Source organism: Amycolatopsis sp. NBC_00348 (assembly GCF_036114655.1).
GTDB lineage: Bacteria > Actinomycetota > Actinomycetes > Mycobacteriales > Pseudonocardiaceae > Amycolatopsis.
The window spans coordinates 4,921,981-4,945,517 of the sequence record NZ_CP107994.1; the positions used below are offsets into that span (position 1 = coordinate 4,921,981).

Sequence of the window (23,537 nt, forward strand, 5' to 3'; positions counted from 1 at the left end):
CCGCACCCGCGAAAAGGCCCGGCTCACCGAGTGAGCCGGGCCTTTCGCACTGCGGTCAGCGGGCCGCCGCGTGCTCGCGGCCGTTCTCCTTTTCCTCTTCCGGCACTTCGGTTTCCTCCGCCGCCGCCAAGGCTTCGGCCTTGCGCTTGGCGACGCGGTGCATCAGCACGACCATGCTGAAGGAGCACGCGCCGAGCACGATCGAGCCGATGGCCACCAGCACCCGCAGCCCGGGCGCGACGTGGGCGACGAGGAACCAGCCCGGCAGGGTCGCGCCGAACAGGCTCAGGCCCAGCGACACGAATCCCTGCGGGATCACCAGCAGGACGCCGAGCAGGACGAACAGCGCGACCGCGGCGTTCTGCGGACCGCTGAGGTCGTCCTTCTTCGCCGGCTCCTCTTCCTCGCCCTCCGCCGGCTCGTCGGCGGAGGCCTTGACCTCGGTCCGGACGCCCTTGCGCATCAGGTCGAGGATCTCCGGGCCCGCCTTCTCCAGCCGGCGGTAGGCGAGCCGGCCGAACAGCCAGTAGTAGAACGCGCCGGTGAGCAGCCCGGCCGCGACGCCCGCCCAGCCCAGCAGCGTGCTGCCGGTGCGGAACCCGATCAGCACGACGACCGCGGCCGGCACGGCCAACAGGATCTGGCCGAACAGCATGCCGAAGATCTTCAGCCGGACCTGGTCGCCGCTTTCGTCGGTGAAGCCGTCCATCGGGTTGCCGCCGGGGCGGTCCTGGAACGGCGCGACGCCGACCAGCGAGACCAGCGGCACCAGGCCCGCCGCCCCGCCGAGCATCGCCGGCAGCACGGCCAGCACCCACGGCCACGCCCAGCCCTGCCCGCTGACCAGCGTCAGCAGCGCGGTCAGCACGAGCACCGGGACCGCGACCAGCAGCAGCCACGCGACCTGCCGGGCGCGGACGTCGACGCGTTCGGCCGCCGGGGCGACCAGCGTCAGCCACAACGCGCCCGCGTCGAGGCCGTAGACGTTCGCCGACAGCGCGCCGGCGAACAGCGCGGTGATCACGCCCGCGAAGGGCAGCAGCACGGTGTTGCCGTCGAGCAGCGGGAACAGCCCGCTGAACAGGCCCGCCCACAGCGCGATGCTCAGGAACCGGGCGCGGCGCAGGTCGCGGACCCACAGCCGCAGTTCCTTGCCCAGCACGCCGCCGAACGGCCCGCCGGGCAGGATCCGCTTGGTGGCCAGGCTGTCGCCGCCGGTCTGCGTCGTGCCGCCGTCGGAGAGGCCCCGGACGAGCTGGCGCGAAAGCAGCGCCGAGAACACGAAGAACAGCACCACGCCCAGGACGGCGAGGCCGCCCAGCGAGAGCGCGACGACGCCCCAGTTGCCCTTGCCCGCCGCGTCCACCGCGACGACCGCCCAGCTCGACGGGAGGATCCGCAGGACGATGCCGCCGCCGTCGGCCCAGCCGCCGCTGAACGTGCGGATCGCCAGGCCGATGTCCATCCAGCCGGTGTTCTGCAGGCCCAGCACGAAGCCGACGACCAGCGACGACAGCTCCCAGCCGAACCGCGACCGGACGAGCCGGCCCAGCGCCTGCATGCCGACCTTCGACAGCACGACGACGAACCACAGCTGCAGCAGCACGGCCGGGATCGCGACGAGCGCGGCGGCCAGGCCGAGGTGGGCGCCGTAGACGAGCAGCACGGCGAACGCGACCAGCGCGACCACCGGCGTGATGCCGACGAACCCGGCGCCGACCATGCCGATGGCCAGGGTGCGCGGGCGGATCGGCAGCAGGGTGAAGTACTCCAGCCGCAGCACCGCGTCGCCGCCGGTGAGCATCGGGCCGAACAGCCAGCCCAGCGTCCACACCATGAGCAGCAGCGACAGCACCGCGACGGCGGTTTCGGGCGAGCCGAAGTGCGAGAACCCGACCACGAGCGTGCCGATCGCGAGGACCAGGCCGATCGACCCGCCCGCGAGCATGCTGGCCGCGCGCTGCCCGCTCATGGAGCGGCGCAGCACCGCCAGCTTCATCCGGATCAGGACGCCAACCACGCCAGCCCCTCCATCCCCCCGGTGCGGGCGCCGACGAGCTCGACGAAGACGTCTTCGAGGCCGCGCCCGGCACGGACCTCGTCGACCGGGCCGGCCGCGGCGACCTGGCCGCGGGCGATCACCGCGACGTGGTCGCAGAGCTGCTCGACCAGGGCCATCACGTGGCTGGAGAACACGACCGAGCCGCCGGAGGCGACGAAGCGCTGCAGGATCGTGCGGATGGTGGCCGCGGAGACCGGGTCGACCGCTTCGAACGGCTCGTCCAGCACCAGCAGCTTGGGCGCGTGCAGCAACGCCGTCGCCAGCCCGATCTTCTTCCGCATGCCGGTGGAGTAGTCGATCACCAGGGTGCGGTTGGCCTCGGTCAGCTCGAGGACCTCGAGCAGCTCGCCCGCGCGTTCGTCGATCTGCGCCTCGGGCAGGCCGCGCAGCAGCCCCTGGTACGTCAGCAGTTCGCGGCCGGTCAGGCGCTCGGGCAGGGACATGCCGTCGGGCAGCACGCCGACGAGGGCCTTGGCGTGCACCGGGTCGGCCCAGACGTCGACGCCGAAGATGTGCGACGCGCCGGCGTCGGGGCGGAGCAGGCCCACGGCCATCGAGAGCGACGTCGTCTTGCCCGCCCCGTTGGGCCCGACCAGGCCGTAGAACGAACCCTTCGGCACGGCGAGGTCGACCCCGTCCACCGCGACCTTCCGGCCGAATCTCTTGCGCAACCCGGAGAGCCGGAGCGCGGGTGCACTTTCGTCGATCGTAGGCACGTGGATCATCCCCATGGTTCGGGCGGCCCGCCGGCCGCGCTTTACCGGGCACAGCGTAGCGGCCTGCCGGGGAAAAGAGAACGCGGCACAACTGAACAGTTCGCGTCCCGCGATAAGGGTGGGCATAGGGGTTACGAATCGGCGTGTCGCGCAATTACGGTGGCAGCCGACTGCCGAGTCGACCAAACCGGCCGAATCAGACTAACCACCCCGGGCAGCGAAAAGCAATTCCGAGCCGAGGGAAGAGCCGATGACGACATCGACCGACAGCGAACTGGAGGCCCAGCTGCGCACCGCGCGGGCCGGGCTCACCTCGCTGGGCGCCCTGGGCGACCGGATCGCCGCGCTGATGCTCGGCCCGGAGGACCCGTACCCGGTGTACGCGCAGATGCGGGCCCGCGGGCCGGTGCAGAAGAGCCGGATCGGGATCTACGCGGTGCTCGGGCGCGACATCGCCGACAGCGTGCTGCGCGACCGCCGGTTCGGCCGCCGGACACTCGGCGGTTACTGGCCGCAGGGCACGTCGACGTTCGACAATTCCTTCCTCGCGATGGACCCGCCGGAACACACCCGGCTGCGCAAACTCGCGATGCCGGCATTCAGCCCGAAGACCATCGGGGCGCTGCGCCCGGATATCGAACGGGCGTGCCGGGAACTGCTCGACGCCGTCGATTCGAGCAAGCCGTTCGACTTGATGGAGAAATACGCCAAACGCGTTCCGTGCGCGGTGATCGCGACGCTGTTCGGAATTCCGGAATCGCGGCAGGCGGAGTTCGACGAGCTCGCCGCCGGGCTGAGCCTGGTGCTCGACGGCGTCGTCTCCCTGGCCGAGGCCAAGCGCCTGCAGGACGCCGTCGACGGCATGACCGCGTTGTTCACCGAGCTGCTCGCGCTGCGCGTCGCCGAGCCGGGTCCGGACCTGGTCAGCCGGCTGCTGCAGTCGGTGGACGGCGACAAGCTGACCGCGGCCGAGCTGGTCGCGATGTGCGGGATGCTGTCGCTGGCGGGCACCGAGACCACGGTCAACCTGATCGGCAACGGCACGCTCGCCCTCCTGGAGCACCCCGGGCAGTGGGACCTGCTGCGCGCGGACCCGGACCTCGCGCCGAAGGCCGTCGAGGAGGCGCTGCGCTACGACACCTCGGTGCTGATGCAGGCGCGGTTCGCGCACGAGGAGGTCGAGCTGGCCGGCAAGCGGATCCCGGTGGACAGCCAGGTGACCATCCTGACCGGAGCGTGCAACCGCGACCCGGACGCCTTCGACCGCCCGGACGTCTTCGACCTGCAACGCCCGTCGGGCCCGGACCACATCTCGTTCTCCAGCGGCATCCACTACTGCCTCGGCGCCCCCCTGGCCCGCCTCGAGGGCGACGTCGCCTTCCGCGTGCTGCTGGAGCGGTTCCCGAACCTGCAGCGGGCGGGCGAGGTGACGCGCCGCGCGTCACCGTTCATCCGCGGCCTGCACGCGTTCCCGGTGACCGGCTGAGCTTTCCCTCTCACGCGAAAGCCGCTGAAGGCAACCCCGAGGGCATGGCTACGACACAGCAACCTCAGGAGCCCGCAGCCGCACCGCTCACATACCTTCATCGGCTCGCGACCGGCGGATCCGGATTACGCACCGCTTCGCGCAGAATCGTCCGACTGGGGCATGGCCGCGGTGTCGATGGAGGATTGGGACGCTGAGTGGCCAGGATCCTCCATCGTCGAACGCTGAGAGCCCTTCCCGCGCGAAGAAGCCGCTCCCCGGAAAGGGAGGGACCCCGGCGCGGAGGGGCGCGCCGGGGTCCGAGGGGGAGGGTGGTCAGGGCGTCCGGAGCAGGTCGCGGACGTGGTCCGCGAGCTGGCCCGGGGTCGGCATCGAAAACACGTCCGTGAGCTTCAACCCGACGCCGGTCAGGTCCTCAACGTGCTGCACCAGCTGCACGCCGAGCAGGGAGTGCCCGCCGACGACGAAGAAGTTCGTGTCGGCCGCGACGTCCTGGCGGCCCAGCAGGCCGGCCCACAGGCCGATCAGCGTGTCCAGCAGGTCGCCGTCGGCGGCCGGGGAGCCCGGCTCCTCCCCCGCCGCGGCGCGCCGGTCGGCGGCCAGGCGGGTCAGGGCCGGGTAGTCGATCTTCTCCGTCACCGTGGTGGGCAGCCGGTCGATGGTGACGAACTCGTGCGGGACGGCGGCCCGGGGCAGCTGGGCCCGGGCGTGCTGCCACAGCCGGTCGGCCGGCCCCGGCGAGTCCGGGCCCTCGACGAACGGCCCTTCGACGAACGCCACCAGGATGCCGCCCGCGCTCGGCTCGCCGACCAGGACGACCGCGACGCCGGCCACCTCCGGGTGCTCGGCCAGCACGGCCTCGACCTCGCCGAGCTCGATCCGGTTGCCGCGCAGCTTGATCTGCCGGTCCACCCGGCCGACCAGCTCGCACGTGCCGTCGTGGCGCCAGCGGCCCTGGTCGCCCGTGCGGTAGTAGCGCCCGTGCACCGGGTGCTCGCGGAACTTGTCCGCGGTCAGCTCGGGCCGGTTGTGGTAGCCGATCGCGACGCCGCCGCCGGCGATGCACAGCTCGCCGTGCACGCCCGGCGGGAGCTCGCGCCCGGCGTCGTCGGCGATGAACACCGTGGTGTTGCGGATCGGCCGCCCGACGACGATCGGGTCGTCCGGCGAGGTCAGCCGGGCCGCGGTGGACCAGACGCACGTCTCGGTCGGGCCGTAGAGGTTGCGCAGCTCGCACCCGGTGGCGACGAGCCGCCGCAACAGCGCGGGCGGCATCGGCTCGCCGCCGCAGACCACCTTGACCCCGGCCAGGAGGTCGGCGACGTCGTCCAGCACGAGCCGCCACGTCGTGGGCGTCGCCTGCAGGAAGTCGACGCGGTGCTCGGCCAGCACCGCGCGCAGGGCCCGGCCGTCGGTGCGGGCCTCGTCCGGCGCGACGACCAGCGTGGCGCCGGCGTACAGCGGGAGGAACAGGTCCATCACCGACATGTCGAACGCGAACGTCGTCATCCACAGCCCGCCGTCGCCCGGGCCCAGCCCGGTCTCGCCCCGGAAGTGCGTGACCAGGTTCGCGAGGTTGCGGTGCGCGAGCACCGTGCCCTTGGGCTTGCCGGTGGACCCCGAGGTGTAGATCAGGTACGCGCACGCGTCGTCCGCCTCGTCGCCTTCCACGACGAGGGTGTCCGGGACGGCCGGCCCGTCGGCGGTGATGGCCGGCAGCGGCAGCACGGTCCGGCCGTCGGCGTCAAGGGAGACGCCGTCGCCGACCAGCAGCACCCGGGCGCCGGAGTCGGCGAGCTGGTGCTCGACGCGGTGCGCCGGGTGATCGGGGTCGATCGGCAGGTAGGCCGCGCCGATCAGCCAGCAGCCGAACACCGCCGCGACGAGTTCGGGGCCGCGCCGCCCGGCCAGCCCGACGATGTCGCCGGGGCCGGCGCCCTGGCCGCGCAGCCGGTCGGCCGTGGCCTGCGCGGTGAGCCACAGCTCGCGGTAGGTCACCGCGCGCTCGCCGTCCCGCACGGCGACCGCGGCCGGCTGGGTGGCGACGTGGTCGGCGACCGCCTCGAGGACCGTGCGCGCCCGAGTCGGCCGCCGGGTCTTGTTGGCCGCGTCGACCACGGCCCGGTCGGCGGGGCTGAACAGCGGCAGCTGCCCCACCGGCCGCTGCGCGTCGGCGCCGGCGGCGACGAGCAGCGCGTCGTAGCGGCGCAGCAGCGCCTCGACGTCGGCGCGGAAGTGCGAACCGGTCGCGTACCGTCCTTTGAGGACGGTTTCGTCCGCGTCCGCCTGCACCACCAGCTCCAGGTCGAACTTGCTGGTGCCGTTCTCGACGCTGACCGGCCGGGTGTGCACCCCGCCGATGCCGAAACGGGGCAGGCCGCCGCCCGGCTGGTAGTTGAACAGGTGCCGGAAGATCGTGCTGCGCCAGTCGGAACTCGCCCGCGGCAGCTCCGGGAGCAGCAGGTCGACCGGGACGTCGGCGTGCGCCAGCGCGTCGAAGTACACCGAGCGGGTGCGGGCGACGAGGTCGGCGAAACCGGCGCCGAACTCGACGCCGACCCGCAGCGGCAGCACGTTCACGTGGTAGCCGATGGCGCCCTGGGCGTGCGACGGCCGGGTGTTGACCGGCGTGCCGACCACCAGGTCCGGACCGGCGCCGTGCCGGGCCAGCAGCAGGTAGTAGGCGGCCATGTGCACGACCGCGTCGGGGGCCCGCAGCTCGCGCCGCAGCCGGTCGAGCGCGGCGAGGGCCTCGCGGGAGAGCCGGTGCTCGACGAAGTCCCCGTCCAGGACGGACCCGGCCGCCTCGGGCGTGCCGACCGAGAGCCCGAGCGCGGTGGCGTCGAACCCGGTGAGGTGCTCGCGCCAGTAGGCGATCCCGGTCTCGGTCGGCACGACGTCGGGGGTGGCGCGGACCTCGGCCGCGAGCACGGCCGGGCACGAGCGCCCGACGGCCAGCGCCTCGTAGGCCTTCGCCAGTTCGGTGAAGAAGACGGCGGCGGAAATGGTGTCGAACACGAGGTGGTGCGCGGACACGCACACCACGTCGCCGTCCGGGCAGCGGAAGTGCGCCAGCCGGATCGGCGGCGTACCGCCGATCTCGAGCGGCGCGGCCGCGAACCCGGCGACCCGCGCGTCCACCAGCTCCCGGCTCGTGTCCACGGTGGACACGTCGAGGGTGACCGCGGACGCGGGCAGCACCTCGGCGGTGAGGCGGGTGCCCTCGTCGTGGAAGACCCGGCGCAGCCCGTGGTGCCGCCGCTGGACCAGCCGGGCCGCTTCCGCGAGCACCACCGGGTCCAGCGCGACCGGCACCTCGAACCGCACCGCGACCGTGTTGACGCCGCTGCCGGGGACCAGCCGGTCCAGCAGCCACAGCGCCTCTTCCTTGGACGTGACGCCGGCTCTCGCCGGTACCTCGACGTCCTGCCCCGGGCCCTTGCCGGTGAACGTGCGCATCGTGGGTTCTCCTACTTCAGCAGGCCCGACACGGCTTCGGCCACCGCGGAGCGGCGAAGCAGGTCGTGGCGGTCGAGGTCGAAGGAAATCTCGGCGCCGGCCAGGTGGCGGCCGTCCGCCGGGGCGTCGGAGTTGATGACCGTGCAGGTGCTCAGGTCGACGGCGGTGTCGACCTGGGTCGCGCCGACGAGGTAGTGCACGTAGGCGTCGAACCAGCTCATCATCTCGTTGCGGCGCGCCTCGTTGAGGCCGAGCCGGCCGAGGCCGACGTGCCCGACCTCGCGGTAGAGCTTGATCAGCGAGTCGCCGAGCACCACGAGGTCGTCGGCGCCGTCGGCCTCGGCGAAGCCGACGGTCTTCGACTCCTCGATCTCCTGCGGGGTCAGCACGCCGACGAGCTTGTCCAGCAGCTTGTGGAACTGCCAGTACAGCACGATCGCGCTGACCGGTTCCGGGTCGAACATGACGACCGCGGGCTGCGTGCCCCGGCGTTCGCCGATCCGGCGGGCCAGCGCCGAGGCGTAGACGCCGCCGACGCAGAACCCGAGCACGCCGCGGATCTCGCCGCCGGGCAGCGCGTCGAGCCACCGGGTCAGGTAGTCCTCGCCGGTCATGTCGTCCTCGGTGCCCGGCTCCGGCTGCATCGTCTCCCAGACCGTGCTGGGCACGCTCAAGGCGGGCGCCAGGTCGGAGAACGTCGCTTCGGAGCGGCCGGGGGAATAGAAGTCGACCGCCAGCACGAAGTCGTTCTTCGCGCCGTTCTTCAGGATTCGCCATTCGGTGAAATCGTTCATCACAACTCCCCAGTACTCTGGAATTCGCGTCAAGCCTAAATGGAGGACCCCCAGGTCATTAACCCCTACCGGAGACCCTAGGGGTGCGAGATCTCCGGCAGGGCGGTGGTCAGGAAAGCTGGGCGAGCCAGTCGTTGACGTGCTTGGCGACGACCTCGGCGTGCTCGTCCAGCATCGTGTAGTGATTTCCTTCGGTCTCCGCCTCGGTGGTGGCGGAAACCCACTTCGACCGCCAGTCTCCGGCGGGCCATTCCGGCATCGGCTCGGCCGCGGTGACGAGCAGGACCGGAACGGTGACTGCGGGGGCGCGCCATTGTTCGAACAGCCGGAAATAGGCGCCCATCGCGGTGAGCCGGTCGTCGTCGACCGGCGCGTACCGGCCGTCGCGGTCGGCCATGCCGCCCATCAGGCCGGGCAGCAGTTCGTCGATTCCTTCGCCGCCCGGCGCGTACCCGTCGAGAACGACCAGCGCCCGCGGGCGCAGGCCGCGTTCCGCCAGCCGCGCGGTGACGGCGTGGGCGAGAACCGCCCCCGACGAATGCCCGGCCAGCACGAACGGCCCGTCGCCGGCCCGCTCGGCGACGGCGTCGGCGATCAGCTCGACCGCCGCGTCCGCCGAGGCCGGAAGTGCTTCCCCGGTCCCGAATCCGGGCACCGACAGCGACGACACACCACGCACGCCACGCAGGGCGGCGCCGATCCCGGCGTACTGGTGCGGACCGGAGATGGCGGTCATCGACGGGACGCAGATCAGGCTCGGCTCGGCCGTCTCCGGCGCCAGCCGCACCAGCGACGCGGCGGGCGTGCCGGTGGGCCGGAACCGCGACGCCGTCATCAGCATGCTGACGAAGTCGCCCGCCTGACCCTGGGCGCAGGCTTGCCGGAACAACGCGCCGAGCGTGCTTTCGGCCGGTTTGACGGAGGACGTGCCCGCGAGCCGCTCCGCCAGGTGCCCGGCCAGCGCGTTCGGCGTGCCGAACTCGTAGACGAGCGCGGGCGGCAGGTCGAGACCGGTCAGCTCGGTGAGCCGGTTGCGCAGCTCGACCGCGGTGAGCGAGGCGAACCCGAGTTCGAGGAACTCGCGATCGGCCTCGACGGCGTCCGCGGAACGGTGACCGAGCACGAACGCGGCCTGTTCACGGACGACGCCGAGCAGGATCTCGACCCGCTCGGCGGCGGTCGCCGAGCCAAGCCCCTCCAGCGCGCCGAGGCGCACCGGTTCCGGCTTGGCCTCGACGACGGGGGCCAGCACGTCCAGGAACGCGGCCGGCCGGGTGGCACGCAGCCCGGGAGCCACGGCGGCCCAGTCGACGTCGGCCAGCACGAGCCCACGCTCACCCCGCCCCGCCGCGGCACGCACCGCGGCCAGCAGGTGCTGCGGATCGAGCGGAGCCACACCCGGGGTGGTCGGCGTGCCCTCCCACGGCCCGGTGGCGACACACAGCGTGCCGGCCCCCCGCTGCTGGGCGAGCGCCATGAGCCGAGCACCGACAGCGGCGTCGACCGCCGCACCCGCCCCACCCCAGACGCACGCACCCGGCACGAGCACCAGGAACGCCTCGACGTCATCGCCGACGTCGAGCGCTCCGGCGACCTGCTCCTGCACGGCCGCTTCGAACGCACTCGGCGTGAGCGTGTCCAGCGGCACGGGCGAAGACGGCGTCACGAGGTGGACGACCGTACGAACGCCCGCGGTGACATCGCGGGTCGGTTCGGCGCCGAGGCCGGTGAGCCATGCCTCGACCGACTCCGACACCGCCCCGGTGAGCAGCACCTGACCTTCCGGCGTCCAAGACGTACCCGCGTCGCCGAGCGGCGCGCGCACCAGCCGCCGGGCGAGCACGCCCGCCGGCCGCACCGCGACCTCCTCCTCACGCCCACCACCGGTGAGCATCGCGCCCACCCGGCGCCAGTCCGCAGCCGTGGGCGCGGTGGGCAGGTCGAGCAGGCCACCCCAGCGGTGCGGGTACTCCTGCGCGGCCACCTGGCCGAGCGCCCAGACCTGCGCCGCACCCGGCGCAGGCACCGCGTCGGCCGTCCCGGTCCGGACGGCGCCGCTGGTCAGGCACCACAGCGGCGCCTCGACCCCGGCGTCGCCGAGGGCCTGGACCAGCGCGGTGCTGAGCGCGAGCCCGTGCGTCTCGTCCAGCGACAGCAGCGAGAGCACGCCGCCGACCGGCCCGTCGAGCACCGTGCGCAGGCCGCCGGCGAGCAGGTCGCGGTCGGCGTCGGTGTCGTCCAGCGCCACCCCGGCCGCGGTCGCGCCGAGGCTTTCGAGCAGCCGCACGGCACCGGCGACACGCTCGTCCTCGGCGTGCGCGGCGGGCGCCACGACGAGCCAGGTGCCCGACGTCGTGCCACCGGCCAGCTCGGGGATCGAGTGCCACTCGGCCCGGTACCGCCAGCTGTCCACAGTGGACTCGGTGCGCCGGCGGCGGTGCCACGCGGACAGCGCCGGGAGCACGGTGTCGAGCGCGGCCCGGCCGTCCTCGCCGACGTTCAGCGCTTCGGCCAGCGCACCGGCGTCGGCGCGTTCGACCGACGCCCAGAACGCCGAGTCGGGCGCCGTCGCGGCGGCCACCGGTGCTTCGGCCCGCAGCCAGTAGTGCTCCCGCTGGAACGCGTAGGTGGGCAGGTCCGCCCGGCTCCCGCCCCAGCCCGCGGCCCGCGCCGGCCAGTCGAGCCGGACGCCGCGGACGTGCAGCGCGGCCAGCGCGGCGGCGAACGCGGCCGGTTCCGGCCGGTCGCCCCGCAGGGCCGGGACGACCAGGACCGCCGGGTCGTGGTCGAGCGACTCGCGGGTGAGGCCGGACAGCGGCGCGTCCGGTCCCAGCTCGACGAACGTCCGGACGCCCAGGTCGTGCAGCGCGGCGACGCCGTCGGCGAACCGGACCGCGGCGCGGACGTGCCGGACCCAGTAGTCCGCGTCCACCTCGGTGAGCAGCTCGCCGGTGACGTTCGAGACTATCGGTATAACCATCTTACCGTAAGACAGGGACTCCGCTATACCGCGGAACTCCTCGAGCATCGGCTGCATCCGCGCGGAGTGGAACGCGTGGCTGACGCTCAGCCGCTTGGTCTTGCGGCCGAGGCCGCGGAAGTGCTCGGCCAGCGCGAGCACGGCGTCCTCGTCACCGGAGACCACAGTGGACTCCGGGCCGTTGAGCGCGGCGATCGAAACGCCGTCGCCCAGGTGCGCGTGAACCTCGTCCTCACCGGCCTGCACCGCGACCATCGCGCCGCCCGCGGGCAGCGCCTCCATCAGCCGGGCCCGGGCGGTGATCAGCTCGGCCGCGTCGGCCAGCGACAGCACCCCGCCGACGTGCGCGGCGGCGATCTCGCCGACCGAGTGCCCGAGCAGGTACGCCGGGCGCAGCCCCGCGTGCTCGGCCAGCCGGTACAGCGCGACCTCGATCGCGAACAGCGCCGGCTGCGTGTAACCGGTGCGGTCGAGCAGGCCCGGCTCGTCGATGATCGTCTTCAGTGGACGGTCGAGGTGCCGGTCCAGCGCCGCGCAGACGTCGTCGAACGCGGCGGCGAACACCGGCTCGGTCGCGTACAGCTCGCGGCCCATGCCGGCGCGCTGGCTGCCCTGCCCCGAGAACAGCACGGCCACCGCCCCGGCATGCCCCGCCGTCCCGCGCAGGACGCCAGGGCCGTTGGACCCTTCGGCCACGGCGCGGACGCCGTCGAGCAGCTCGTCGCGGTCGGCGCCGAGCACGACGGCCCGGTGCTCCCAGGTGGCGCGGTGCGCGGCGAGGGTCCGGGCGACCGCGACCGCGGACAGCTCCGGTTCCCCGGCGACGTGACCGGCCAGCCGATCCGCCTGCTCCCGCAGCGCGGCCGCGGTCCGCCCGGAGATCAGCCACGACAGCACCGAAGAGTCCTCAGCGGACTCTTCGGACGCGGTAACCGACGGCGCCTGCTCGATGATCGCGTGGGCGTTGGTGCCGCTCACGCCGAACGACGAGACGCCGGCCCGACGCGGGCGGCCGGTCTCCGGCCACGCGCGCTCCTCGGTCAGCAGCTCGACCGAACCCGCCGTCCAGTCCACTTGGGACGACGGCGCGTCGACGTGCAACGTCTTCGGTAGCACGCCACGGCGCAGCGCCTCGACCATCTTGATGATGCCGCCGACGCCCGCCGCCGCTTGGGTGTGGCCGATGTTGGACTTCAGTGACCCCAGCAACAGCGGTTCGCCGGAGCGGTCCTGCCCGTAGGTCTCCAGCAACGCCTGGGCCTCGATCGGGTCGCCCAGCTTCGTGCCGGTGCCGTGTGCCTCCACGGCGTCGACGTCCGATGTGGACAGACCCGCCGTCGCCAGCGCCTGGCGGATCACCCGCTGCTGCGCCGGGCCGTTCGGCGCGGTGAGGCCGTTGGACGCGCCATCCTGGTTCACCGCCGTGCCGCGGACGACCGCGAGCACCTCGTGGCCGTTGCGCCGCGCGTCCGACAGCCGCTCCAGCAGCAGCATGCCGGCGCCCTCGCCCCAGCCCGTGCCGTCGGCGGCGTCGGCGAACGACTTGCACCGGCCGTCGGAGGAAAGGCCGCGCTGGCGGGAGAACTCGATGAACACGTTCGGCGTGGCCAGCACGGTGACGCCGCCGGCCAGCGCGAGCTCGCACTCGCCGGACCGCAGGGCCTGCGCCGCGAGGTGCAACGCGACCAGCGAAGACGAGCACGCCGTGTCGACGGTGACCGCCGGGCCCTCGAGCCCGAAGGTGTACGACAGCCGCCCGGACGCGACGCTGCCCGAGGTGCCGGTGCCGAGGTAACCCTCGACGCCCTCCGGCACCGAAGCCAGCGAAGTCGCGTAGTCGTGGTACATCACGCCGGCGAAGACGCCGGTCCGGCTGCCGCGCAGCGTGCCCGGGTCGATCCCGGCGCGCTCGAACGCTTCCCACGACGTCTCCAGCAGCAACCGCTGCTGCGGGTCCATCGCGATGGCCTCACGCGGCGAGATGCCGAAGAAGGCCGCGTCGAACTCGCCCGCGTCGTAGAGGAAAGCGCCTTCACGGGCGTAGGAGGTGCCCTGGTTGTCCGGGTCGTCGTCGAAGAGGCCGGCGACGTCCCAGCCGCGATCGGCCGGGAAGACCGAGATCGCGTCGGTGCCCTCGGACACCAGCCGCCACAGGTCCTGCGGGCCGCGCACGCCGCCCGGGTACCGGCAGCCCATGCCGACGATCACGACCGGGTCGTCGGCCGTGGCCGCCTTCCGGGCCACCGGCCCGGTCCGGGCCGTGCCGGCCAGCCGGCGGTCGAGCTCGGCGGCCAGCGCCGCGGGCGCCGGGTAGTCGAAGACCATCGTCGCGGGCAGCCGGAGGCCGGTGGCCGCGCCGAGCCGGTTGCGCAGCTCGACCGCGGTCAGCGAGTCGAAGCCCAGCTCGCGGAACGCGCGGTCCGGGTCGACCGCCTCGGCCGACGCGTGCCCGGCGACGGCGGCGGCTTGACCGCGGACCAGGTCGAGCAGGAACGCCGCGCGCTCGGCGGCGGGCAGGCCCGCCAGCCGCGCCTCGACCGAATCGACCCGGTCCGCGCCCGCGAGCGCCGCCGTCCGCCGGCCCGGCGCGCGGACCAGGCCGCGCATGACCGGCGGGATCATCCCGGCCGCGGCCTGCTTGCGCAGCGCCGGGACGTCGAGCCGCATCGGCACGACCAGCGCGTCCGGCGAACCGATGGCCGCGTCGAACAACGCCATGCCCTGCGCCGACGACAGCGGGGCGACCCCGCCGCGGCTCATCCGGCGGACGTCGGCGTCGTCGAGTTCGCCGGTCAGCGCGCTGCGCTCCTCCCAGAAACCCCAGGCCAGCGAGACCGCGGGCTTGCCCGCGGCGCGCCGGCGCTGGGCCAGCGCGTCGACCACGGCGTTGGCCACGGCGTAGTTGGCCTGCCCGGCGCTGCCGAGCAGCCCGGCGGCCGAGGAGAACAGCACGAACGCACGCAGGTCGCGGTCCGCGGTCAGCTCGTCCAGGTGCAGCGCCGCGTCCGCCTTGGGCCGCAGCACGGTGTCGAGGCGCGCTTCGGTCTGCGCCTCGACGACGCCGTCGTCGAGGACCGCCGCCGCGTGGATCACCGCGGTCAGGTCGGGCACCCCGGCGAGCAGCTCGGCCAGGGCGTCGCGGTTGGCGACGTCGCAGGCCGCGATGGTCACCTCGGCACCCAGCCCGGTCAGCTCGGCGGCCAGTTCCGGCGCGCCCGGCGCGGCCCAGCCCTGACGGCCGGTCAGCAGCAGCCGGCGGACGCCGTGCGTGGTCACCAGGTGCCGGGCCAGCAACGAGCCGATCGTGCCGGTGGCGCCGGTCAGCAGGACCGTGCCGTCGCCGCCCAGGACGTCCACAGTGGACTCGGCGGGCGCCAGGCGCGGCACCAGGACCCGGTCGCCGCGGATCGCCCGCTGCGGCTCGTCGCCGGTCAGCGCACCGGCCGGGATTTCGCCCGCCGGGTCGAGGTCGAGCAGCAGGAACCGGCCCGGGTGCTCGGACTGCGTCGAGCGGAGCAGGCCCCAGACCGCCGCGGCCGCGACGTCGGGCGATTCGCCGTCGATCGCGACGGCGCCGCGCGTGACCAGCACCAGCCGGCCAGTGAAGCGCTCGTCGGCCAGCCAGCCGCGCACCAGTTTCAGCGCGCGTCCGGCGTTCGCCCGGACGTCGTCCGCGGCGAAGCTCACCAGCACCAGGTCGGGCTGGTCGGCCTCGGCGAGGGCGTTCGGCGTGTCGTGGCAGACCGCGCCGAACGCGCCGGTCAGGCCGAACGGGTCCTCGCCGAGCACGGCCACCGACGGCGTCTCTTCGGTGACCGGGACTTCGGTCCAGGTGAGGCGGAAGAGCGAGTCCGCGGCGGACGACGGCGCCGGAGCCGCCATCGGCCGCAGCACCAGCGACTCCACCGACACCACCGGCCGGCCCGCCGGGTCGGACGCCGACAGCGCGAGGCCGTCGGTTCCGGACGGCGCGAGCCGGACCCGCAGCGAACTGGCGCCGGAAGCATGCAGCGTGACCCCGGTCCAGGCGAACGGCAGGCGCCCGCCCTCGACCAGTCCCAGCCCGGCGGCCTGGACGGCGGCGTCGAGCAGAGCCGGGTGCAGGCCGAACGCGGCCGCGTCGGCGCCGTCGGGCAGCGTGACCTCGGCGAACACCTCCACCCCGCGCCGCCAAGCGGCGGTCAGGCCCTGGAACGCCGGGCCGTAGGCGAACCCGTAGTCGGCCAGGCCGTCGTAGTAACCCTCCAGCGACACCGCTTCGGCGCCCGCGGGCGGCCACTCGGTGTCCACTTCGGACTCCACCGCACCGGAACCGAGCACACCGGACGCGTGCCGCGTCCACGCCTGCTCGTCCAGCGACTGCTCTTCCCGCGAGTACACCGTGAACGCGCGCATCCCGTTCGGGTCCGGCTCGCCGACCACGATCTGGAGCAGCACGTGGCCGGTCTCGGGCAGCACCAGCGGGGCGTGCAGGGTCAGCTCGTCGAGGCGGTCGCAGCCGGACTGGTCGCCGGCCCGGATCGCCAGTTCGACGAACGCGGTCCCCGGCAGCAGCACCGCGTCGCCGACGACGTGGTCGGCCAGCCACGGGTGCGTCTGCCGGGAAAGCCGGCCGGTGCACAGGTACCCGGCGTTCTCGGCGAACCCGACCGCGGCGCCCAGCAGCGGGTGCGCGACGGCACCCAGCCCGGCCGACGACACGTCCGCGAACGCGGGCGCGGCCGGCTCCGGCCAGTAGTGCTCGTGCTGGAAGGCGTAGGTCGGCAGGTCGGCGCGGCGGGCGCCGGAGCCAGCGAACACCGCGGCCCAGTCGACGGTGACGCCGTGCGCGAACGCCTCGGCCAGCGCGAGCAGCATGCGGTCGCGGCCACCCTCGTCACGGCGCAGCGTGCCGCTGACGGTGGCCGTCGAACCGGCGTCGTCGATGGTCTGCTGGATCCCGACGGTCAGCACCGGGTGCGCGCTGACCTCGACGAACGACTCGTGGCCCAGCGCCAGCAGGGCGCGGGTGACCTCCTCGAACCGGACCTGCTGCCGCAAGTTGCGGTACCAGTACGCGGCATCCAAAGTGGACGTCTCGACCGGGCCGCCGGTGACCGTGGAGTGGAACACCGTGTCGGTGTCGCGCGGCCGGATCGGGGCGAGCAGCCGCAGCAGCTCGTCTTCGATGGCCTCGACGTGCCCGCAGTGCGACGCGTAGTCGACGGCGATCCGGCGCGCGCGGACGTGGTGGCCGCGGCAGTGCTCGACCAGCTCGTCGAGCGCGTCGGCGTCGCCGGAAACAACGGTCGCCTCAGGACCATTGACCGCGGCGACGGAGATCCGCCCGGTCCACCCGGCCAGGAGTTCTTCCGCACCGGCGCGGGAAAGCGCGAGCGAGACCATCCCGCCGCGACCGGACAGCGCCAGGATCGCCTGGCTGCGCAACGCGACGACGCGAGCGGCGTCCGAAAGGGACAGTGCCCCCGCGACGGCGGCCGCCGCGATCTCGCCTTGCGAGTGCCCGATCACCGCGGCCGGGCGGACGCCGTAGGCGCGCCAGACCTCGGCCAGCGAGACGTTGATCGCCCACAGCACCGGCTGGACGACGTCCACGCGCTCGATGGGCTCGGCCGCGCGGACGACGTCCAGGAGCTGGAAGTCGACGAACGGCGCCAGCGCGGCAGCGCACTCGGCCATCCGCGCGGCGAAGACCGGCTCGGTCTCCAGCAGCTCGACGGCCATGCCGGGCCACTGCGAACCCTGGCCGGGGAACACGAACACCGGCCGCTCACCGCGGGCGAACCCCTGCGAGACGCCGTGCCCGGCGATGCCACCGGCCAGCGCGGCGAGCCGCTCCTTCAGCTCGTCGGCGTCGCGCCCCACCACGACCGCGCGGTGCTCGAACACCGACCGTGTGGTGGCCAGCGCGTGACCGACGTCGACGGGGTTACCGTCCACAGTGGCCAATCGAGCGGCCTGGGCCCGCAACGCGCCTTCGGTCCGCGCGGTCAGGACCCAGGGAATCGCTCCCTGGTAAGTGGGTTCGACGTTCTCGGCATCCATTTCGGACGGTGCTTCGATGATCGCGTGCGCGTTGGTGCCGCTGACGCCGAACGCCGACACGGCGGCGCGACGCGGACGGCCCGTCTCCGGCCACGCGCGCTCCTCGGCGAGCAGTTCGACCGCGCCCGAAGCCCAGTCGACGTGTGGGGTCGGCTCGTCGATGTGCAGCGAGCGCGGCAGCACACCGTGCTGGATGGCCTGGACCATCTTGATCACGCCACCGACGCCGGCCGCGGCCTGCGTGTGTCCGATGTTCGACTTGAGCGAGCCGAGCCAGAGCGGTTCCGTGCGCTCGCGGCCGTAGGTGGCCAGCAGGGCCTGCGCTTCCACCGGGTCGCCGAGAGTCGTGCCGGTGCCGTGCCCTTCGACGACGTCGACGTCCGAAGTGGACAGTCCGGCGTTGGCCAGGGCCTGGCGGATCACCTTCTGCTGCGCGGGCCCGTTCGGCGCGGTGAGACCGTTGGACGCGCCGTCGGAGTTGACCGCGCTGCCCCGGACGATCGCGAGCACCGGGTGCCCATTGCGGCGGGCGTCGGAAAGCCGTTCCACGACGAGCATCCCGGCGCCCTCGCCCCAGGCCGTGCCGTCGGCGGCGGACGCGTACGGCTTGCAGCGGCCGTCCTTGGCCAGCCCGCGCTGGCGGGAGAACTCGACGAACGGCCCCGGCGTCGGCATCACCTGCACGCCGCCGGCCAGCGCCATCGAGCACTCGCCGCTGCGCAGCGCCTGCACGGCCCAGTGCAGCGCGACCAGCGACGACGAACACGCCGTGTCCACGGTGACCGCCGGGCCCTCGAGGCCGAGCGTGTAGGCGATCCGGCCGGACATCACGCTGGACGACGTGCCGGTGAGCATGTAGCCCTCGGCGTTCGCCGTGCTGCTCGTGAGCACCGAGGTGTAGTCCTGGGTGGCCCCGCCGACGAACACGCCGGACCGGCTGCCGCGGAGGGTTTCCGGATCGATCCCGGCGCGTTCCAGCGCCTCCCAGGCGATCTCCAGCAGCAGCCGCTGCTGCGGGTCCATGCTGAGCGCCTCACGCGGCGTGATCCCGAAGAACCCGGCGTCGAACAGGCCCGCTTCGTGCAGGAAAGCGCCTTCTCGGGTGTAGCTCGTGCCGGCCGACTCGGGGTCGTCGTCGTACAGCGCGTCCAGCGCCCAGCCGCGGTTGTCGGGGAACGTCGAGATCGCATCGCGGCCTTCGGCGACGAGGTCCCACAGCTGTTCCGGCGTCGAGATCCCGCCCGGGTAGCGGCAGGCCATCGCGACGATCGCGATCGGCTCGTCGGTGGCCCCGACGGCGGTGACCTGCGCCGCGTCGGCCGCGACCCCGAGCACCTCGGCCCGCAGGAACTCCGCGAGCACCCGGGGCGAGGGGTAGTCGAACACCAGCGTCGTCGGCAAGGTCAGGCCGGTGACGGCCGTCAGCCGGTTGCGCAGCTCGACCGCGGTCAGCGAGTCGAAGCCGAGCTCACGGAACGCCTTCTGCGCGCCGAGGCCGTCCGCGCCGGCGAAGCCGAGCACCGCGGCGGCGTGCTGTGAGATCAGGTCGACCAGGAGGTCTTCCTGGTCGGCGGCCGACATCCCGCTCAGCCGCGCGTGCAGCGCGGACGCCTCGGGCGTGCGCTCGGAGGCGGCCTGCTCGGCCGCCGCCCGGAGCGCGCGGACCGCGGGCAGCTCGTCGAGCAGCGGCCGCGGCCGGGCCGCGGTGAACGCCGGGAAGAACCGCTCCCAGACGACGTCGGCGACGGCCAGGAACGTCTCGTCGCGCTCCAAAGCCTGGCGCAGCGCGGCGATCGCGAGCTTCGGGTCCATGGCCGGGACCCCGCGGCGGCGCATCTGCTCCCCCGCCTCGCCCTCGGCCATGCCGCCGTCGGCCCAGGCGCCCCACGCGATGGAGGTGGCCTTCAGCCCGCGGGCGCGGCGCTGCTCGGCGAAGGCGTCGAGGTAGGCGTTCGCCGCGGCGTACGCGCCCTGGCCACCGCCGCCCCAGACGCCCGCGTTGGAGGAGAAGAGCACGAAGGCGTCCAGCTCGGGGAAGACGTCTTCGAGTGCCTGCGCACCGCTGATCTTGGCGGTGGCGATCCGGGCCAGATCGTCGAGGACCAGGTCGTCGACGGCGCCGGTCTCGCCGAGGCCGGCCGCGTGGAAGACCGCGGTGACCGGGTCGTCCAGGCTCGCGGCGAGCGCGGTGAGGGCGTCGCGGTCGGCGGCGTCGCAGGCCGCGACGGTGACGCGGGTGCCCAGCTCGGTCAGCTCGGCGGCCAGTTCGGCCGCACCCGGGGCGTCGGCGCCGCGACGGCTGGTGAGCACGACGTGCGCGGCCCCGGCGGTCGCCAGCCAGCGGGCGACGTGCGCGCCGATCGCGCCGGTGCCGCCGGTGATCAGGACGGTCGCGCCGTCCGGCCGCCAGCCCTGCCGACGCGAGACGGTCCCCGCGGCGGGCGCGGGCACCAGCCGTCGCGCGAGGACGCCGTTGTCGCGGACCGCGACCTGGTCCTCGGTGCCGGTCAGCACGGCGGCGAGCCGGGCGGCGGCGCGGTCGGAGACCTCGGCGGGCAGGTCGACCAGACCGCCCCAGCGCTCGGGCCGTTCCAGGCCGAACACCCGGCCCAGGCCCCAGACCGCGGCCTGGGCCTCGGACGAGACCGGCGCGACCGCACCGGCGGTGGCGATCCACAGTGGAGTGTCGCCCAGGGCCCGCATCAGCTCGGCAGTGGCCGCCAGCCCCGCGGGGACCGACGCGGCGTCCGGATGCGGCCGTTCATCCAGCGCCAGCAAAGAAAGCACGCCGTCGACGGGCTCGGTTTCCTGGTCGATACCGGTCACGACGCGGACGTCGACACCGGCCGCGCGCAGCGCCTCGGGCCACGCGGTCTCGACGCCCTCGGGCACGACCACGAGCCAAGTGCCCTGCGGGACCCCGGCCGGTTCCGGCAGCGGGTTCCACGCGATCCGGTACCGCCATCCATCCACAGTGGACTCGTCGGCGGCCTGGCTGTGCCAGGCCGACAACGCGGGCAGCACCGCACTCAGCGGGTCGTCGGCGTCGACGGCCAGCGTCGCGACCAGCTCCCCCAGGTCACCGCGATCGACGGCGGCCCAGAAGGCGGACTCGAGCGCGTTCGTGGCGCCGAACGCCGCGCCGGCGGGCAGTTCCGGCGCGTCGAGCCAGTACCGCGCCCGCTGGAACGGGTACGTCGGCAGGTCGATCCGCTTCGGGCTGATCCCGGCGAAGAGCGCGGACCAGTCCGGCGACGCCCCGGCCGCGATGGCCGCGGCGAGCGCGTGCCGCACGGTCGTCTCTTCGTCACGCGTGACGCGCAGCGCCGGGACGGCGGTGACGGTGCCGGTCAGGCACTCCTGCGCCATCGCGCAGAGGATGCCGTCCGGCCCCAGCTCGACGAACGTCGTGACACCGCGCTCCTCGAGCGTGCGGACGCCGTCGGCGAACCGCACCGCGCGGCGGACGTGGCGCACCCAGTAGTCCGGATCGGCCAGCTCTTCGGCCGTGGCGAGACGTCCGGACACATTGGACACGACCGGGATGCGCGGCTCGTGGTAGGTCAGGGTTTCCGCGACGGCGTAGAAGTCCTCCAGCATCGCGTCCATCCGCGGCGAGTGGAAGGCGTGACTGACCGTGAGCAGCTTGGTCTTGCGGCCCAGGGCGGTGAAGTGGTCGGCGACGGCGAGCACGGCGTCGTCGTCACCGGAGATGACGGTCGAAGCTGGGCTGTTGAGCGCGGCGACGCTCACCGCGTCGGTCAGCAGCGGCGTGATCTCGTCTTCGGTGGCCTGGATCGCCACCATCGCACCGCCTTCGGGCAGCGCCTGCATCAGCTCACCGCGCGCGGCGACGAGCGCGACCGCGGACGGCAGGTCCAGCACGCCCGCGACGTGCGCGGCCGCGATCTCGCCGATCGAGTGCCCGATCAGGAAGTCCGGCGTGACGCCGAAGTGCTCGAACAGCCGGAACAACGCGACCTCGACGGCGAACAGCGCGGCCTGCGTGTAACGGGTCTTGTCCAACAGCCGCTCGGGGTCGTCGAACAGGACTGTCTTGAGTGGAGTGTCCAACCGGGACCCGAACGCGGCGCAGACGGCGTCCAGTGCTTCGGCGAACGCGGGCTGAGCGGCGTACAGCTCGCGGCCCATGCCGACCCGCTGGCTGCCCTGGCCGGTGAACAGGAACGCGGTCTTGGCGCCGGCGACCCCGGTGATCGCGCCAGGCTCCCCCGCGGCGATCGCGTCAAGGGCGTCGAGGACCTCACCGGGTTCGTCGGCGAGGACGACCGCGCGGTGCTCGTGCAGGGTCCGGGTGGTGGCCAGCGAGTAGGCGACTTCGGTGACGTCGAACTCGTCAAGCTGCTCACGCAACTGCGCGGCCTGGGCGCGCAGGGCGGCGTCGGACCGGCCCGAGACGACCAGCGGAACCCGCCGCCCGTCGTTGGTGGGCTCGTCGACCTCGGCGGGTTCGGCCTGCTCGACGATCACGTGGGCGTTGGTGCCGCTGAACCCGAACGAGCTGATCCCGGCACGTCGAGCGCGGTCGACGTCCGGCCACGCGCGCTCTTCGGCGAGCAGCTCGACGGCGCCGGACTCCCAGTCGACGTGCGGGGTCGGCTCGGCCAGGTGCAGGGTCTTGGGCAGGACGCCGTGACGCATCGCCTCGACCATCTTGATGATCCCGGCAACGCCGGCCGCGGCCTGGGTGTGGCCGAGGTTCGACTTGATCGACCCGAGCAGCAGCGGCTCGCCGACGCGGTCCTGACCGTAGGTCGCGAGCAGCGCCTGCGCCTCGATCGGATCGCCCAGCTGGGTGCCGGTGCCGTGCGCCTCGACGACGTCGACATCCGAAGTGGACAGTCCGGCGTTCGCCAGCGCCTGGTGGATCACGCGCTGCTGCGACGGCCCGTTGGGCGCGGTCAAGCCGTTGGAAGCGCCGTCCTGATTGACCGCAGACCCGCGGACGACGGCCAGCACGGGGTGGCCGTTACGACGGGCGTCAGACAGCTTCTCCAGCAACAGCACGCCGGCGCCTTCACCCCAGCCGGTGCCGTCGGCATCCGCGGAGAAGGCCTTGCACCGGCCGTCGGAAGCGAGCCCGCGCTGCCGGCTGAACTCGACGAACGCGCCCGGCGATGCCATCACCGTCACGCCACCGGCCAGGGCGAGCGTGCATTCCCCATTGCGCAGAGCCTGCGCGGCGAGATGCACGGCGACCAGCGAAGACGAACAGGCCGTGTCCACGGTGACCGCCGGCCCCTCGAGCCCGAGCGCGTAGGACACGCGGCCGGTGACAACGCTGCCCGCGGTACCGGTGGACAGATACCCCTCGACGCCCTCAGGCACAGCCAACAGCCGAGTCGCGTAGTCGTGGTACATCACGCCGGCAAACACACCGACACGACTGCCGCGCACGGCGGCCGGCGGAATCCCGGCACGCTCGAAGGCCTCCCACGACGTCTCGAGCAGCAACCGCTGCTGCGGATCCATCGCGACGGCCTCACGCGGCGAGATCCCGAAGAACTCGGGGTCGAACTGCGCGGCGTCGTGCAGGAACCCGCCCTCACGGGTGTAGCTCGTGCCCGCGGCATCGGGATCGTCGTCGTAAAGCGCGTCAAGGTCCCAGCCGCGATCGGCGGGAAACCCGCTGACCCCATCCCGCCCCTCGGCGACCAGCCGCCAGAGGTCCGCGGGCGTACGCACCCCACCGGGATACCGGCACCCCATCGCCACAATCGCGATCGGCTCCTGCGCCCCGGCTTCGGCCTCCCGAAGGCGGCGCCGCGTCTCGTGCAGGTCAGCGGTCACCCGCTTGAGGAAGTACCTGAGCTTGTCATCGTTCTGTTCGGTCATGTCAGCGCGCCCCTCAGCGTCGAGCCGTAGAAGTCTGTGTGCCGCCGAGCCCCAGCTCCGGCGTGTTGGCCGCTCCGGTCACCGTGTCGGCCGTTCCCGGCGGCGAGTCGGCCGTTCCCATCGGCGATTTGGCCGCTCC

At 73.5% G+C, this 23,537-nt stretch carries 6 protein-coding genes; 1 reads left to right on the forward strand and 5 read right to left on the reverse strand.

Translation table 11 applies throughout. The features are described from left to right. Positions 1-55 precede the first annotated feature (55 nt). Positions 56-2,020: a hypothetical protein gene (locus OHS58_RS21450; protein WP_328649598.1), complete on the reverse strand. Its 1,965-nt coding sequence runs from the start codon at positions 2,018-2,020 to the stop codon at positions 56-58. Continuing rightward, positions 2,005-2,778, reverse strand: coding sequence for an ABC transporter ATP-binding protein (locus tag OHS58_RS21455; protein WP_247049358.1), 774 nt, complete (start codon positions 2,776-2,778; stop codon positions 2,005-2,007). The genes OHS58_RS21450 and OHS58_RS21455 overlap by 16 nt, the downstream gene beginning before the upstream one ends. Positions 2,779-3,028: 250 nt before the next feature. Between OHS58_RS21455 and OHS58_RS21460 the strand changes: the two genes are divergently transcribed. Beyond that, complete coding sequence (locus OHS58_RS21460; RefSeq protein WP_328649599.1) at positions 3,029-4,264, forward strand: cytochrome P450; 1,236 nt, start codon at positions 3,029-3,031, stop codon at positions 4,262-4,264. A 315-nt stretch (positions 4,265-4,579) separates the two neighbouring features. Here OHS58_RS21460 and OHS58_RS21465 read toward each other — a convergent pair whose 3' ends face one another. The 3 genes from OHS58_RS21465 to OHS58_RS21475 all read right to left on the reverse strand — a co-directional run bounded on the left by OHS58_RS21465 (position 4,580) and on the right by OHS58_RS21475 (position 23,398). Then, on the reverse strand, positions 4,580-7,723 hold the full coding sequence (locus tag OHS58_RS21465) for a non-ribosomal peptide synthetase (protein WP_328649600.1): 3,144 nt from the start codon (positions 7,721-7,723) through the stop codon (positions 4,580-4,582). A gap of 11 nt (positions 7,724-7,734) precedes the next feature. Next, the gene (locus OHS58_RS21470) at positions 7,735-8,517 is read right to left on the reverse strand and encodes a hypothetical protein (protein ID WP_328649601.1); all 783 of its coding nucleotides are present in this window, start codon (positions 8,515-8,517) and stop codon (positions 7,735-7,737) included. A gap of 109 nt (positions 8,518-8,626) precedes the next feature. After that, positions 8,627-23,398, reverse strand: coding sequence for a type I polyketide synthase (locus tag OHS58_RS21475; RefSeq protein WP_328649602.1), 14,772 nt, complete (start codon positions 23,396-23,398; stop codon positions 8,627-8,629). Positions 23,399-23,537 lie beyond the last annotated feature (139 nt).